The organism is Paenibacillus sp. FSL R7-0163, from assembly GCF_037969975.1.
In the GTDB taxonomy this organism is placed as follows: domain Bacteria; phylum Bacillota; class Bacilli; order Paenibacillales; family Paenibacillaceae; genus Paenibacillus_AQ; species Paenibacillus_AQ odorifer.
On the sequence record NZ_CP150224.1, the window covers coordinates 1,926,793 to 1,942,073 of the forward strand.

General features: G+C 45.3%; 12 protein-coding genes. 11 read left to right on the plus strand and 1 reads right to left on the minus strand.

Annotation, left to right across the window (positions count from 1 at the left end):
- Positions 1-210: 210 nt before the first annotated feature.
- From NST45_RS08510 to NST45_RS08545, 8 genes are all read left to right on the plus strand, one after another.
- The gene (locus NST45_RS08510) at positions 211-855 is read left to right on the plus strand and encodes a Type 1 glutamine amidotransferase-like domain-containing protein (RefSeq protein ID WP_036688655.1); all 645 of its coding nucleotides are present in this window, start codon (positions 211-213) and stop codon (positions 853-855) included.
- Positions 856-1,106: 251 nt separating this feature from the next.
- The gene (locus tag NST45_RS08515) at positions 1,107-2,255 is read left to right on the plus strand and encodes a DUF3626 domain-containing protein (RefSeq protein ID WP_076141009.1); all 1,149 of its coding nucleotides are present in this window, start codon (positions 1,107-1,109) and stop codon (positions 2,253-2,255) included.
- A gap of 309 nt (positions 2,256-2,564) precedes the next feature.
- Positions 2,565-5,141 carry a glycosyl hydrolase gene (locus NST45_RS08520; protein ID WP_036688653.1) on the plus strand — a complete coding sequence of 859 codons (2,577 nt, stop codon included), beginning with the start codon at positions 2,565-2,567 and terminating at the stop codon, positions 5,139-5,141.
- A gap of 403 nt (positions 5,142-5,544) precedes the next feature.
- Positions 5,545-6,594, plus strand: coding sequence for an iron-siderophore ABC transporter substrate-binding protein (locus NST45_RS08525; protein ID WP_036688650.1), 1,050 nt, complete (start codon positions 5,545-5,547; stop codon positions 6,592-6,594).
- Between the two features lie 37 nt (positions 6,595-6,631).
- Positions 6,632-7,372, plus strand: a complete 741-nt coding sequence (locus NST45_RS08530) for an IucA/IucC family C-terminal-domain containing protein (RefSeq protein WP_235219565.1) — start codon at positions 6,632-6,634, stop codon at positions 7,370-7,372.
- Positions 7,373-7,479: 107 nt separating this feature from the next.
- Complete coding sequence (locus tag NST45_RS08535) at positions 7,480-9,201, plus strand: helix-turn-helix domain-containing protein (RefSeq protein ID WP_036688645.1); 1,722 nt, start codon at positions 7,480-7,482, stop codon at positions 9,199-9,201.
- 316 nt (positions 9,202-9,517) lie between these two features.
- Positions 9,518-10,510, plus strand: a complete 993-nt coding sequence (locus NST45_RS08540; protein ID WP_036688643.1) for a hypothetical protein — start codon at positions 9,518-9,520, stop codon at positions 10,508-10,510.
- A 15-nt stretch (positions 10,511-10,525) separates the two neighbouring features.
- The gene (locus NST45_RS08545) at positions 10,526-10,786 is read left to right on the plus strand and encodes a helix-turn-helix domain-containing protein (protein ID WP_036688642.1); all 261 of its coding nucleotides are present in this window, start codon (positions 10,526-10,528) and stop codon (positions 10,784-10,786) included.
- 31 nt (positions 10,787-10,817) lie between these two features.
- Here NST45_RS08545 and NST45_RS08550 read toward each other — a convergent pair whose 3' ends face one another.
- Positions 10,818-11,651, minus strand: a complete 834-nt coding sequence (locus tag NST45_RS08550) for a MurR/RpiR family transcriptional regulator (protein WP_036688639.1) — start codon at positions 11,649-11,651, stop codon at positions 10,818-10,820.
- A 181-nt stretch (positions 11,652-11,832) separates the two neighbouring features.
- Between NST45_RS08550 and NST45_RS08555 the strand changes: the two genes are divergently transcribed.
- Genes NST45_RS08555 through NST45_RS08565 form a run of 3 tightly spaced genes read left to right on the plus strand, consistent with a single transcriptional unit; the run spans position 11,833 to position 15,269 of the window.
- Entirely contained in the window at positions 11,833-12,711 is an 879-nt protein-coding gene (locus NST45_RS08555; protein ID WP_036688636.1) for a hypothetical protein, read from the plus strand.
- Positions 12,704-14,449, plus strand: a complete 1,746-nt coding sequence (locus tag NST45_RS08560) for an energy-coupling factor transporter ATPase (RefSeq protein ID WP_076213365.1) — start codon at positions 12,704-12,706, stop codon at positions 14,447-14,449. Before NST45_RS08555 ends, NST45_RS08560 begins: the two co-directional genes overlap by 8 nt.
- Complete coding sequence (locus tag NST45_RS08565) at positions 14,436-15,269, plus strand: energy-coupling factor transporter transmembrane component T (RefSeq protein ID WP_038572018.1); 834 nt, start codon at positions 14,436-14,438, stop codon at positions 15,267-15,269. The genes NST45_RS08560 and NST45_RS08565 overlap by 14 nt, the downstream gene beginning before the upstream one ends.
- Positions 15,270-15,281: the final 12 nt, after the last annotated feature.

Sequence of the window (15,281 nt, forward strand, 5' to 3'; positions counted from 1 at the left end):
TACCTCGAGTAAGTCTTTTTGCTATTCACCGAAGGTACTAATGATGCTGGCATTTTTTTGTTTTAATCAATTTGTAAGATTTATTGAATTCCATTATATGGTACGATATCCATGGTATAAAAGGAATGAAGATAATTTCTCTTGCTTGGCACTATGGATTTTGATAAACATAATGGATAATTTAAATATTACATATGGAGGTAATTACGGATGAAAACTCACTATTACTTGGATTGGTTTTATGATAAGGGTTTTTCTGAGAAGTTAGTCAATGTGTTGCATGAGGATATAACAGACAGAAAATCGCTGGTTATGATTAGCGCTGAATCGTCTGATTTTAGTGATGAACAAGTTAATATTGATAGTGTTTTTGAAAGGACATGGTTTAATCAGGCTAACATTTATTTTGATGAATATCATTTCATTGATGACCGCACGCAGAAGGAAGATGCCCAGCGATTAATTCAAAACGCCTCTGTCGTTTTTTTATGTGGTGGAACCGCTCGGAACCAAAAGCACCTTTTGACGGAATATGAATTATCGGATTTGATTAAAAAAAGCAATGCTGTTGTAATGGGAACAAGTGCTGGTGGGATGAACATGTCTGATGAATATGTGGATGAATGCACTGTTTGTGAAGGTATGGCTCTTAATCACTTTTCTTTTGAAGCTCATTTTGATCATGATAACACCGCGATGATTGAGGAGCGTTTCCCTTTATCGAATAAAATGGATATTTATGTGGCGGCAGACAAAGATGGTGCTGTACGTGTGAAGGGCAGCAAAATCGACATTATAGGCAATGTATATTTAATTTCCCACTCAAAGATTCAGAAATTGGCTGAGACGCTCTAATAATGGTTGAGTGGTTGTGACACTGACGGTTAACTGAATGGTATTTGTTTTGAGTCCCTATTTGACAGCACCTTACGAGCAAATCGAGTTGATTACTATTTTGAATTTATATCATTCCAGATCCACGTAAAGTTATCGGATTCCGCGATTGTAAGGATATGAAGTTTCAAGTGAAGAAGCGTTTGATACAGTGAGAGGAGAACTCAAGTCTCTTTTCTTATGGACTGGGTCTAGAAAGGAGTGAATAAGCAATGGAGTGGAAAGGCGATGCAAATGCCAATAAAATAAGAGAGTCTCAGTTCACTGAGGAACTATCGGAGTCACAATTATCGGCTTTAGAATATGTTACGAATTACGCGCGAACTCGAAAAAGTGAAGCAGTTCAGACTATCCATGAAATTCTTCAAATGTCTAATGTGGATCGGGAAGAGTTTGAAGATGCTGTGGTCAAAATAAAGTCACAGGCGAAGATTGCTCTACATTTCCATCCAGATCGACTAGATCCGGTAAAGAAAAGTGTTGCAGAGGCGCTATTGGAGCAAGGCGTGTACAAGAGCCAATTTGAGACCTTGTTATCCAGTGGTAGTGTATCAGCCTATTCTGGCGGTCCACGTGATTTGTGGGAGGAAAGACTATTTGGAGGGGCATACCAACAAGAGGGTGCTTCGAATAGCGAACGCCCTAAATATGGCGCTCTTGATTTGATGCTTCATTCGGATGGGCCAGCTCCGCGCTTTGGCTCCTGCTATTTCCTCCTGTCCCCTGAGGTTTCTTATCGCAGTACATACACCTATATGGATTCGCATCAAAACCCTGTACAGAAAGGGACATATGCAGAATTTGATGATATGATGGCGGCATTACTAGAGGAGATTTTCTTAAGAGATTCCGCTCTAGGGGAAAAAGATCTTCGATCACAAAAATTAGTTGACCATCTTCGGGACAACCTCACAATGCCGTTTTCAGACTCTTCAAAATGTGAAGCTAAACGTAATCTTAACCACTATATTGAAGCGCAAGTTCATGGAAACATCCGTCTAAAGGAAGATGTGGAAATCTTAGTAGCCGATCCTTCATTCAAGGGTACTCCAACAGGGCAAGTCCTGGAGCAAATATGTTTACAGTATGCCATCCAACTCTATTGGCACATGGGATTCGCGATGTGGGTAGACGAAGTGCCTTCGGATTTTAGAGGGCCTACGATGCCCTCCTTGGCTAAGCGTATTGCTCATCACGGTTATATCGATACGAGCATGATTGGATCTGCTGCTATGCACTTAAAGCATGATCCTGCAGCATGGCGGGACCGAGGAACCGAAAAAGAAGTACTTCAAGAATTAAAACTCTTATGGCATGTTTTGGTACGGTACGGAAAGCCGCTCCGAAACTTTAAGTTGTAAGAAGCCTTGGTACGCTTGAAGTTAAGGCATTTAAGTAAACAAACAAACAAATAAATAAATAAATAAGCAAGCGAATTTCCCTCCGTATGGGATATTTGACTTGTCATTGATGGGATGTTCGCGTGAATCAATGTTATTTAACTCCTCCTAATAAATATTGGTGGGAGTTTTTTTTGCATGTGGAAATTTTCTCGATTAGGTAGATTTACAAAATATGGAATATATGCTATCTTATCTATGAAAGCGCATCCAAGAGATGGTATATTGAACTTTTATTTACCATATTTAACATAGGGAGGAAAGGTGGAAATGAAAAATTTGCTCAAGAAGGCAATCACAATGATGCTGGCATTTACTCTGCTACTTGGATTGATGACAGCGCCGCCCGTTCATGCAGACAACGCACTTTTCACAATTGAAAGCGAAAACGCTCAGCTCACCTCCGATCTTCAAGTGACGACCCAAATTTACGGACAGCCCAAACCCGGATACTCTGGAAGCGGATTTGTCTGGATGCAGAATTCCGGTACAATTTCCTTCACAGTGACTGTCCCAGAAACCGGCATGTATACGATCTCCACACGTTATATGCAGGAGCTCAGTGCTGACGGCAGGCTTCAATCTTTAGCCGTTAACGGCGTTACGAAAGGGTCGTATATGCTGCCCTATACGACCACATGGTCGAATTTCGATTTTGGCTATCACAAGCTGAATCAAGGCAGCAACACTATTCAACTGAAGGCTGGCTGGGGTTTCGCTTATTTTGATACCTTCACTGTGGATTATGCCGATCTTGATCCCCTGGATGTGCAACCTGTCCTCAGCGATACTCAAGCGACTCCGGAAACTCAGCTTCTGATGAATTATTTAACGGAGGTTTACGGCAATCATATGATCTCCGGCCAGCAGGAGATTTACGGAGGCGGAAATGACGGCAATTCCGAGCTGGAGTTTGATTGGATTCACAATTTAACGGGAAAGTATCCGGCGATCCGCGGATTTGATCTGATGAATTACAATCCGCTTTACGGCTGGGAGGATGGTACGACCGCCCGGATGATCGATTGGGTGAATAACCGGGGCGGGATCGCGACAAACAGCTGGCATATCACTGTGCCCCGAGATTTCACCGCCTATCAGCTCGGGGAATTTGTAGATTGGAAGAAAGCCACCTACAAGCCGACAGAAACCAATTTTAATACAGCCAATGCGGTAGTTCCAGGTACGAAAGAATACCAATATGTACAACTGGCCATTGGGGATTTGGCGGAGCAACTGCAGATTCTGCAAAATAACAATGTGCCGGTTATCTTCAGACCCTTCCATGAGGCGGAGGGCAACGGCGGATTGAATGGAGAAGGTGCATGGTTCTGGTGGGCTTCGGCAGGCTCGGAGGTATACAAGCAGTTGTGGGATCTGCTCTATACTGAACTTACAGAAACGTACGGTCTGCACAATTTGATCTGGACCTACAACAGCTATGTCTACAGCACTTCTCCCGCATGGTATCCCGGCGATGATCAGGTGGATATTGTAGGCTATGATAAATACAACACGATCTATAACCGCTATGACGGTTTGTCTGGTGTTCCCAATGAGGACGCGATTACCTCGATTTTCTATCAGCTTGTTGATTTAACCGGCGGTAAGAAAATGGTAGCCATGACGGAGAACGACACCGTTCCAAGCGTTCAGAATCTGACAGAGGAAAAATCGGGCTGGCTCTATTTCTTACCGTGGTATGGTGAGCATCTCATGAGTTCCGCCTTTAATTATCCGGCCACCTTAACAACGCTGTACCAAAGCAATTATGTAATCACGCTCGATGAGCTGCCTGATTTGAAGGTTAACAATCCAATTCCAAGTGCGTCTATCACACCTGCGAACGTCGAATTTGATAAAAATGCCTCCAATGAGAATGACAAAGCCATCACCGTGAATTCAAACGGCAATACGTTAACCGCTCTCCGGGCAGGCGCAAATACATTAATAGAGACTCAGAATTATACCTTGAGTGGAAATACGCTGCTGCTCAAAAAAGCATTTCTGGCGACACTGCCGGTTGGCGAGCATTCGATCATCTTTGATTTTAATAAAGGACAAGATCCCGTGTTAAAAGTGAAAATTGTCGATTCCACGCCAAGCGCATCCATTGCGCCCGTGAGCGCTGCATTTGATAAAGCGGCGAATCTAACCCAGGATATTTCCGTAGTCCTTACCTTAAATGGACACCAGCTTGCAAGTATCACAAATGGAAATTCCACACTTTTAGCGAGTCAGGATTATACGGCATCAAGCGCTGCTGTTGTTCTGAAAAAATCCTATCTTTCCACGCTTCCGCTGGGACAGAATACCATAACCTTTCATTTTAATGGAGGAAATAATGCTGTTCTTACAGTGAACGTAGCGGATAGCAGTGTTCCAGTACCCACTGGAGATTTGACGGTCCAAGCTTTTAATGGCAACACAAGTGCCTCCACCAACGGGATTTCACCCAAAATCAAAGTTGTCAATACCGGTGATTCAGCGATTCAACTAAGTGATGTGAAGGTCCGGTATTACTATACGATTGATGGCGAGAAAGATCAGAGTTTCTGGATCGACTGGGCCAGCATCGGAAATGCGAATGTAACCGGAAATTTCGTTAAGCTGGCGACTCCTGTTGCCAGTGCCGATTATGTTTTGGAAATTGGTTTCACGAGTTCGGCTGGAACACTTAATCCAGGTCAGAGCGCAGAAATTCAAACCCGTTTCTCCAAAAACGACTGGTCCAATTACAACCAGGCTAATGATTATTCGTTCAAGGCATCCAGCAGTCAGTTCATCAACAATGAACAGGTCACCGGGTATATGAATGGTCAGCTTGTGTGGGGGATTGAGCCGTAAGCTTTTAATGAAAAAAGGTATCTTTGTGTAATACAAAGATACCTTTTTTCATTTGGGAAGAAGCAGGGACTGCAATGGGAGAACCATTTCTGAAGTAGCCAGATTGCTCGATGATCAGTTTCTGGAGAAGGAAAAGCTTGAATTGAGCAATGTTACCATCGATTGTGTTGACATATTTGCAGAGCTGGAGCAAAGAAATTTTGTTGAAATTAGGGAATTGGGTGCTTGTGTGGAATTTTTGTAGTCAGTCACGATTCTCCTGAGTCGTTCCTATGGTGTGCAATGTCGCATTAATCCGGCTGTAATGTCGCAAAAGTACATGGAAATAGAGTATGAAGATAGATTATACTCGCTTTATTGATCTGATAATGAAAATCATTATCATACATAAGGGGGAGTCAGCATGAAAAGAACAAAGAAGAGGCAAGCAACCGGTAGAAAGGTAGATGCTGCCCAAAAAGCAGGACTATTAATGATATGGATGATGGCGCTGGTACTTGTGCTAACGGCTTGCGGTACTGGAGGGGGAGCAAATGCGGGCACTGCCGCACTGCCATCTGCTTCAGCCGAGCCGTCACCTACATCTGAGACACAGGCTCAGACTGCAGCCTTCCCGGTTACCATCTCGCATATGAAGGGCGAATATACGCTGACTGAGAAGCCGAAGGTCATCGCCGCGCTTGATGTGAAATTCATCGATCAATTGTTAGCGATAGGCGAGCATCCGGCAGGCAGCGTTGTAGCTGGAGCGAAAGATGCAAAGTTTCCAGAATATTTAAGTGAACAATTGGGTGATGTGAAGGTCCTGGGCACACGCGATGAGCCCAATCTTGAAGCTATTGTAGCGATGAATCCGGATCTTATATTGATGACCGACTTTCAGGAGCAGGTGTATGACAGCGTCAGTAAAATAGCGCCCACAATAGTACTCGACTTCTATGAAGATTGGCGGGATACATCGGCTACCATCGGTATGATAACGGGCAAGCAGGCGGAGGCGAAGGTAGTGCGTCAAGCCTACGAGGACAAAATCGTCGGACTGCGGGAACAGCTGTCGGCGAAGCTGGGTGACGAAACGGTAGCTCTGATTCGCCCAAGACCGGAAGGTATTCGCGTACACGGTCCCGAACATCGGACCGGAAGCATTCTTTATGAGGATTTGGGATTGAATATCCCTGCATTCGTTCAGGAGATCAAAGATGATACCTCCGTTGAAATTTCGATGGAGACCATCGCTGATATCGGAGCAGATCACTATTTCCTGTTATCGGATGAATTGTTTGCCAAAGAGGCAGAGGCAATGGCGAACAGTCCGGTCTGGAAATCTCATGATGCCGTTAAAAATAACCGCGTATACAATGTGAATTCAACGCTATGGATCGCTTATTATGGGCCAATTGCCCTCAACATTATTGTAGATCAAACCGCGGAAGCGCTGTTGGGATCGCATTAAAATGGACAACTATCTGTCGTCGGCCACCTGGAAACAAATGGCGGAGGAATACCGTCTGTGGGTAGGTGAACCGCCTGAAGGCAACGTTCGTACAATTGCCCTTAGCCATTTGCACGAAGAAGCTGCATGCCGCGAATATGTAAGCTGGCTTAAGGGTTATATCGGTGCGCCTGATATGCAGGTTGCCGCTTCCATGCTGGCCAAGCGGATCGGTTATCTGTGGATCGCACCGATGCTGACCGCTATGACCCTTCATAACCGGGAAGTCTCCATCCCGCTGGAGAACTGCTTCCTCTATCATCCGGCTTCCCCAGCTTTTAAAGGGGATACGCGTTTTCCTTTCCTTGCGCTGAACGGGCTTCGAGCGACGGCGGCACCGGAAGACAGGGAAGCCTGGCGAGAAGAGATCGTAGAGGAAATTTTCGCGGTACGTCTTGCGCCGATGCTGCACACGCTTGCTGCAATTGGTCCCGTCTCCATGGCAGTACTTTGGGAGAATATTATGGTACGCATTGCCCCGTTGTATTCTCCTGGAACAGATGAATTTGGGCAAGAAAGGCAACGAATGCAAGCCGATTTTGCCTTCCTGACCCGGATAGCTCCCGGACAATTGTTCGGCGCAAGACGCAATCCGTTTACCCGGTTCACAGAGAACAATGACCTGGCTCCGGTTGCAAAAAACAAGCGTATCACCTGCTGTTTTTATTACAGGATGTCGGCGGAATATTGCGGAAAATGTCCGAAAATTGACAATGAGAATGAATCTCAATTAAAATGACAACAGCAACGCACTCACTTATGTTGCGGACGCGCTTTCACTAAAGCATGTAATCCTATTCAGTGCGCCCGTTAAACAGAGGATGCTATTGTCAGGAGATGAGAGAAATGCCGCTCAAAGAACAGGCAAGTTTATGGAGTGATACAACGATCAAGATGCTTGATGTGCGCAGCGGTACTTTGCCACCCGGCGGCGTTATGAGCGAAACCGGATTAACAGCCAATGTGTTGCTGCTGGCAGGCGGCGGGGAAGGTAGGCTTGTGATGAATGGCGAAATTTGCCATATCCAGGCCTATTTCGCTTGTCACGCAGTCAAGGGATCAGCATTTACTTTGACTGCTGGATCAGAAACCATTCATTATACCGTTATTATGTACAAGGCTTTTCCAATGTTGGGGGCTGCCCATGTTCTGTTTCCGCAGCGCAATCACCCATTACGAACTTCATTTGTTCACCGTCCTGTGCTCCTGGCTGAACTGCATCAGACTGCGGAACAAATCGAAGCCAAATGGAGCCGGGGCGAAGGGCTGGAGCGTTTCCATGCGAATGCGCTACTGCAAGGAATGCTTTACGAGCTTATTATGGAGTATGAATGTGGTCAGAAAGGCACAGAGGCGGATATGGTGGATGTTGTCGCTGCCTATATAGCGGGGCATTATCGTCAGGAGCTGGAGCTTAAGGAGCTGGCAGCGCTTGCCGGATGCAGTACAAGACAGTTACAGCGGCGATTCAAACAGGAGAAGTTACTAGGACCGATGGAATATGTAATCCAGCTGCGGATGGAGAGTGCCGAGCGGATGTTGCGTCATACGGATGCTCCCATCGGCGAAATTGCAGAAAAAACGGGCTATCGCGACATGTATTACTTTAGCAGGGCATTTAAGAAATATCATGGAGTTCCCCCGCAGATCTACAGGCGCACTGCCGCTTCAGGGATCGGTGCTCTCTCAGCATATTCTGGGCTGCCGGATCGCCTGGCCTCATCGTACGAGTCGCTGCAAGGCCCGGTAATTTGTCATATGCGAGGCGAATATTGCGTCACCGCTATTCCGAGGCGTATCGCCGTACTCGACGTTCAATATGCAGACCATTTGCTTGCGCTTGAGATATCCCCGGCAGGAAGTGTAGGAACGGGCAGTGCAGCGTTAAAATTCCCTCAATATATCAGGGAAAGGCTTAAGACAACGGAAATGCTCGGAACTTATGAGTACCCGGACCTGCAAGCTGTCGAACGGCTGCGGCCGGATTTGATTGTCTGTACTGAGGTGCATGCCCAGCATTATGAACGGTTAAACCGGATTGCGCCAACCCTAATGTTTCAACGGAATGAGAGCTGGCAGACGATTTTGAGCCTGTTCGGTGAATTGACGGACAAGCGGACAGAGGTGGAGCGTATTATTGCGGATTACCTGCGCCGAACAGCATTGCTGTCTGAGCAGCTTGCAACGGCGCTGGCGGGTCAGAGCGTGGCCTTGATCCGTCCGCGTGAGTCGCTGGTACGGGTACATACTGCCTCCCATCGCACAGGTGCCGTGCTGTACCGGGATCTTGGTCTGCCAGCTCCTCTATTTGTCGCAGACACTTCCGACACGGCTTATCATATTACAGTTGATAGACTGCCGGCTGTGCATGCCAGCCATTATTTTTTACTTAGTAATGAGATGATGCAGGAGGGGATATCTGCGACAGAGCAAAGCGTGCGAGGGATGTTGGATTCCGATGAGCGGCCGTATATATACCCGGTAGATGCCGCTACATGGATCGGCTGCTACGGACCGACAGGTATCAATTACATTGTGGATCAGGTAGCCCGTACCTTGCTGGCCTGAGCGGTATCTAAGAGCATCCGCTAATTTTAGGCTAAGTTTTAGCCTAAACGTGAACAAGCTCCGGTGATTATCACAGGAGCTTGTTTGTGCTGCGGATTATTTTTTGTTGGGATAGCGCTTAGAACTATCTGTTGGCTCATGCAGGTGCTAAGGGCAGGGCTTTCTTTACGTTATTCCAGATCATTGACAATTATTGTAATGATGGTGTATTGTAAGTGATAAGTAGTAAGTAGTAAGTAGTAAGTAAATCAAACGCTCACCATACGGAATAAATATCATCCTGTAAATACGAATTAATGGATAGGGGTGGATGGTTATGATGGATCTTAAATTAGTACCAAGTTTTTCATTGATTGCGCTTAATGCACAGAGAAGTCTTCAGATGACTACTGTCAAGAAAGTGTCTTTGCGCTGCATGGCAGCAGCGGTTATATTGGAGCTTTACTTAGAGGGATGTTTTACACAATCTGAGAACAAGTTAACTTTGCACAAGGAAGCACTTGATCAATCTCATTCAACACTCTATAGAGAAACTGTTCTACAATCCTTACTTCATAATAGTGCTGAGGTGAAGGGTGACCTAAATTGGTGGTTAAAGAAGGCTTCGAGGAAGTCTAACCATCAATTAAAAAAGTTCGAAACCGCGATTTCAGATGATCTTCAAGCCATGAATTTGCTTGAAGATATACCAAGCCTGATAGGGAGCGACATGTATTTTGATTCTGCTGAAGTTGAAATTAGAGCCTATCGCAGTAATATGGAGGCGTACACGAGCATTACAGAGAATATGCGGGCAGAGATTTTGGAAGAGGGCCCAGTTACGGATGAGGTCATTTGTATGCTATGGCTACTTCGTGAAAGTGGATGTATGCAAGATTTCTTCTCGCTGAACGAATTAGAACAGGTGAATATCAAATTACATGATCTATACCAAAGTAACTTATGGGCAAAGGCATTGTTTCCTATACAAATCCGCCAGGGAATTGAGTTAGGCATCAAACGTTTTTTAGCATTGAAGACAAAGTTTGCGAAGACATTTATCGGCAGTAGTCTCAATCTTATCTTCCCTGCCCTAGAGCGATCACGAGCTGTCTTTATAGAAACAGAGTCTTGGTTTGATAATTCTAATCAAAGGTTAGACGCAGTTATTACAAGATTAATGTCCTATGGACATGAAGTTAAGGTGCTGGAGAGAGGATCAATTGCGACCCTTAAAATTGATAATTTGCTCTACGATGCGATCCCACATTTTGTAATGATGAAAGTGCCAATTCAAGGTGTGCGTCTTATTCCGAAGCGCCCGCTGTAAAGGAGTTGGTTATCAATGTCTAGACAACGATCCATGGAGAATATTATGGCGTCAGAATATGTATCGATAGGGGAATTAGTAAGAATCACAAATGCTCGTTATAGTACACTCAAACATTACACAGAAGAAGGCATGCTGCCCTTTGAACAGGCAGAGGAGAACTTAACACGCAGATATAAAAGAGAAGAAACCGTCGCGCGCATTCTTTGGATCAAAGAAATGAAAGCAAACGGTTTATCTATCCCACAAATTAAAGAAGCTTTAGGAATGAATTAAATATTTCTTCACCTTGCAGTCAAATCTAAACCTAACTCCGCGGGAGCTTCCCCCCATACTGCGCGCGCAATTGCTGCAATTTATCCAGCTTGCTTAGACTACTGTCCCTGTTTGCTAATCCCACTCCAAGGATCAGATTCTCAATAATATAGGTGGGGCCAACCATGGAGTGGAACTCCCAAACCTCACCTCTCCCGGCATAAAGCACGATATCTGCATCTTGCGATCGCGGGTAGACGAGTCTATCTGTGATCAGGATGACTTGGTAATTTACTTCACGTGCATGGTTCAGTATGACTTCAATCTCAGGCAGTATTTGCACAAATCCAAAGACAAGCAAGACATCTTGTTTGTCAGCATGCATTAAGGTCTCTAGCAGCTCATGGCCGCTGGGGGCCATTTTTTTCATTTGAAGACCAAAACGCGCCATTCGATAGATCATTAGCTCGGCTAATCCGGCGCAAGGGCCAGGGCTGTATACATAAATAATCCGAGCTGTTGATATTGCATCTACTGCACGCTTTAGTACATCGTCACTTAAATAGCGGCGTGTTTCTTGCAAATGATGTGAACAATTGTCCAGCAGCAGTTGAGGGAGTGAGGTATCGTCTGATCGCTGCATGGCATCACGCATTTTTACAGAAGGTGTGGATTCAAAGCGGAAACGGAGCCGGTTTTTAAAATCTTTGGCATGTTTATACCCCGCAGCTTTCCAGAACCGTGAAACGGAGGCAATGCTCAAATGCAGCTCGTCTGCCATTTCTTGTTCGGTCATATAGACCACACGTTGCTCATTTTTCTGAATAAAGTCGGCAATTATCCGTTGATTAGGCGAAAAAGCGCGATGGTTCCAATCTTTATACAATCTCTCAATCCTCCTATGATGATGCGATAGATAGAATATAACGTGCGAATATGTTGTAAATATTTTTACAACGTTAAAAATATTGAAAAAAATATTACTCTCATTTAACAAATGAAAAAAGCTGTGATGACATGGCCTTCTTATAATGAAGATAAATTCTTATTGGGAGGCCAAATATTTCATGAGCACGATAAAAACGCGTTACACACTGACTCAGTCACAAAAAATGATGATTTTTGTACTGTCGATGTCGCTTTACGGGTTGTCCAATATGTTTACCGAGCTAGTGCCTGGGATCAAACTGGGCCCGATTGAATTATCCATTGAATATTTCGCTTTCATTCCTTTGACATTATGTATGTTGTTTCACCCCTTATATGCGGCGGTCGGAGCAGCTGTTGGTGAGGTAATCTTCGGGGAATTGATGTTAGGTCAATTTGGTGGTTTAGGGGAGCTGGAGAAATTTATTACCTTCTCACTGGCGATGTATACCGCAGGCCGCATGGTATCTGATCCGAAGAATCGTAGACAGGTTGGAGTGGCTGCGATTACCGGCGTGGTGATTCACCAGTTTTTTAGCTCCGTTATAGATATTGTGAAGGTATGGGTAGGGGTAGAAGAGCTAGAGGCTGTTAAAGGGCTGGCAGAAAGTATCGTTGTAATTGAGGGAGTAGGGTTCCTGAATGATGTACTCTTCTCCGGCATTTTGTTCGCGCTGATTCCTACTATGTATCTGGTTCCGCGTTTATATGGAAAAATTGAACCATTGATCGGCATGAAGCCACGTGAGCGGAATATGAAATATGCAACAGGAGCATGGCTATCTCCTAAGCTGGTCATTGCCGGAACCTTTCTAGTGATGGTAGCGGTGGGTTCGGAATTGTTATCGGAATCGGGCTGGAACTTCGGTGATTTTGAGCTTGCAGGAGCGGAATCGAATGAAAAGACCTTGATTTGGCTCAGTATGTTGGTAGCGGCTGTAGTAGCGGCAACGGCGATTATTACACTGCTTCGGCGTTCGGCACGAAAAAGACAGGAAGCGGGTCAAGCAGATGCGTAATACAATTCTTGAATTGAACAAAATTAACTTTACGTATCCGGGAGCTGAACAACCAGTACTGCAAGACGTAGACTTACGACTGGGAGAAGGAGATTTTATTGCGATCATCGGCAGTAATGGCTCCGGGAAATCTACTCTCTGCAAATGCTTTAACGGCTTAATTCCTCATTATTACACTGGTGATTTCAGTGGAGAGGTGACAGTTTGCAGCCAATCTGCGGATGGAAAAAGTGTAGCAGAGCTGTCCAAACGTATCGGTTATGTTTATCAGGATTTCGAGAATCAATTGGTACGGCCGACGGTACTTGATGATGTGTCTTTTACACCTCTGAATTATGGGTTTACGGATTACAAGGAACGGGGAGAGCGTGCGCTGGCGTTAACCGGACTTAGTGACTTGAGGCATGAATTTATTTGGCAGTTAAGTGGTGGGCAAAAACACCTGCTCGCTCTGGCCGGAGCATTAGCTATGGATCCGGAAATTCTGGTTATCGACGAACCCGTAGCCCAGCTGGATCCGCAGCATGCCCGTCATATCTATGATATTTTGCAGCGTTTGAATGAAGAGCATGGAAAGACCATTGTAGTGATTGAGCATCATGCGGAATTTATTGCGGATTATTGTAAAAATGTTGTCCTGATGGATCAGGGTAAAATGCGCTGGCAGAAGCCTGTGCGTGAAGCTTTGTCATCTGTAGAAGAATTGCTAGAGCTGGGCATTTACCCACCGGATGTGACCCGGGCGGCTTGGCTGCTACAGCCTGATGATCAGAAGTCAAAGCTGCTTCCCTTAAATGCTGAGGAAGGCAGTACCCGCATGATGCTTCGTCAAGGTGCCAATGTGGAGACACTTCCAATCGGACGTATTCAAGATCAGCTCCCCATAGCTGCAAAAGAAGAAAATTCTATTGCTCAGCTGGAGAATGTTCACCTCTCTTACCGTACGATTCATAAGGTGCTGCATCCTGTACTGAATGGAATTCAGCTAGAACTGCGGCAGGGAGAGTCCATTGCTCTTATTGGCAACAACGGAGCAGGTAAATCTTCATTAATGAAGCTGATTGCTGGTATTGTCAGACCTACAGCTGGAACCGTAAAGGTTAAAGAAATGACGGTGAACGGGTTGCCGCCTGAACGTCTCTCCGGTACGGTAGCTTACGTATTCCAGAATCCGGAGGAAATGTTTATCGAGGATTCTGTGCGTAAGGAAATCGCTTATTATCTGAAGGCGCGGATATTACCAGATACGGATGAAAGAGTGGATGAGATGCTAAAGGCGTTTCGCTTAAGCGAGCTGGCTGAACGGGATGCCCGACTGCTAAGTGGCGGGCAGCAGCGCCGGGTATCCTTGGCGATTGGTGCCGCGGTTAAACCCGCCATCATGCTGCTTGATGAACCGACAGCTAATCTGGACATTTCGACCAAACAAGAAATGGTACATGTGCTGGAGACGCTTCGTAATCATGTGAAGACGGTCGTCATCGCAACTCATGATATGCAGCTTGTCTCAGAATGGGCCAGCAGAATAATTGTAATGCATCAAGGGCGGATAATCGCGGATGGGACGAAGGATGAAATTTTCGCTGACGGCCCTCTTTTACGGCGTGCGGGTCTGGCTCAGACCCAATTGATGGAGCTAAGTCGTATGCTCGGTCTCCCTAGAATTTGCAGTAGCTTAGAAGAGTTTGTGAGTTTAGTGGAAAAGAAGGAGGTAGCTGCAATCCATGGAAGCCGTTAAACGGGCACTTGACCGTATATCTGTAGAACAAATCAAATTGGAGTTACTCGGGACCGCATATAACAGCAGCAGCACTTTTCTGGGCAGGCTGGACCCGCGAACCCTGCTGCTCTGGTATCTCTTTTTTGCCATCGTGCCTTGGTTTGTACATAACCGGACAATCCTGTTAGGGATGTTCGTGCTTATGGTTTTAACGACCGTCCTCTCCCGGGTCAGCCCTTATATTATTTTTATATTATGTCTCGGCTTAATCAGCCAGATTGGCTGGATGTTTATATTGTCGCTCTTTTTCGGCGGGGGGATTGAATCCTTGCTGCCTATGCTGACACTGACGCTTAAGCTTTCGGTGATTTCGCTGGCAAGTATTACGGTTTTCTCAAGTCTTGATCCGGAACGACTTAGTGACGGCTTACTATCTTTAGGAATCCCTGATACCTTTGCGTTCAGCTTATCTTATGGCTATCGTATTTTGCCTACTTTACTGGAGGAATTCCATCAAATTCTACTTTCCTTTAGATTGAGAGGGCAACGACCGCTTCAACATGGAATTTTCTACTGGCGAACAATAACGTATTATTTGCGAATCGTCATTCTGGCATTTTACCCGCTCATGTTGAACACAGCTAAACGTTCTCGAACAACGATTGAAGCTCTTGAGACTCGGGGATTTAGCTACGGGCTTAATAATAAGAAAGTGAAGAAGATCAAGTTATCTTATTTGAAAATGAAGCGGTCCGACTGGTACTTTTTATCCGGATCCATTGCTTATGTCATCTTGATATTCTGTATTGGTTATCTCTACCCTGAACTGGTGTATTAACATAACTTACAA

Excerpts from the sequence above, each read along its gene's own strand:
- NST45_RS08510 (WP_036688655.1), top strand. The coding sequence starts at position 211 with ATGAAAACTCACTATTACTTGGATTGGTTTTATGATAAGGGTTTTTCT.
- NST45_RS08515 (WP_076141009.1), top strand. The coding sequence starts at position 1,107 with ATGGAGTGGAAAGGCGATGCAAATGCCAATAAAATAAGAGAGTCTCAG.
- NST45_RS08520 (WP_036688653.1), top strand. The coding sequence starts at position 2,565 with ATGAAAAATTTGCTCAAGAAGGCAATCACAATGATGCTGGCATTTACT.
- NST45_RS08525 (WP_036688650.1), top strand. The coding sequence starts at position 5,545 with ATGAAAAGAACAAAGAAGAGGCAAGCAACCGGTAGAAAGGTAGATGCT.
- NST45_RS08530 (WP_235219565.1), top strand. The coding sequence starts at position 6,632 with ATGGCGGAGGAATACCGTCTGTGGGTAGGTGAACCGCCTGAAGGCAAC.
- NST45_RS08535 (WP_036688645.1), top strand. The coding sequence starts at position 7,480 with ATGCCGCTCAAAGAACAGGCAAGTTTATGGAGTGATACAACGATCAAG.
- NST45_RS08540 (WP_036688643.1), top strand. The coding sequence starts at position 9,518 with ATGATGGATCTTAAATTAGTACCAAGTTTTTCATTGATTGCGCTTAAT.
- NST45_RS08545 (WP_036688642.1), top strand. The coding sequence starts at position 10,526 with ATGTCTAGACAACGATCCATGGAGAATATTATGGCGTCAGAATATGTA.
- NST45_RS08555 (WP_036688636.1), top strand. The coding sequence starts at position 11,833 with ATGAGCACGATAAAAACGCGTTACACACTGACTCAGTCACAAAAAATG.
- NST45_RS08560 (WP_076213365.1), top strand. The coding sequence starts at position 12,704 with ATGCGTAATACAATTCTTGAATTGAACAAAATTAACTTTACGTATCCG.
- NST45_RS08565 (WP_038572018.1), top strand. The coding sequence starts at position 14,436 with ATGGAAGCCGTTAAACGGGCACTTGACCGTATATCTGTAGAACAAATC.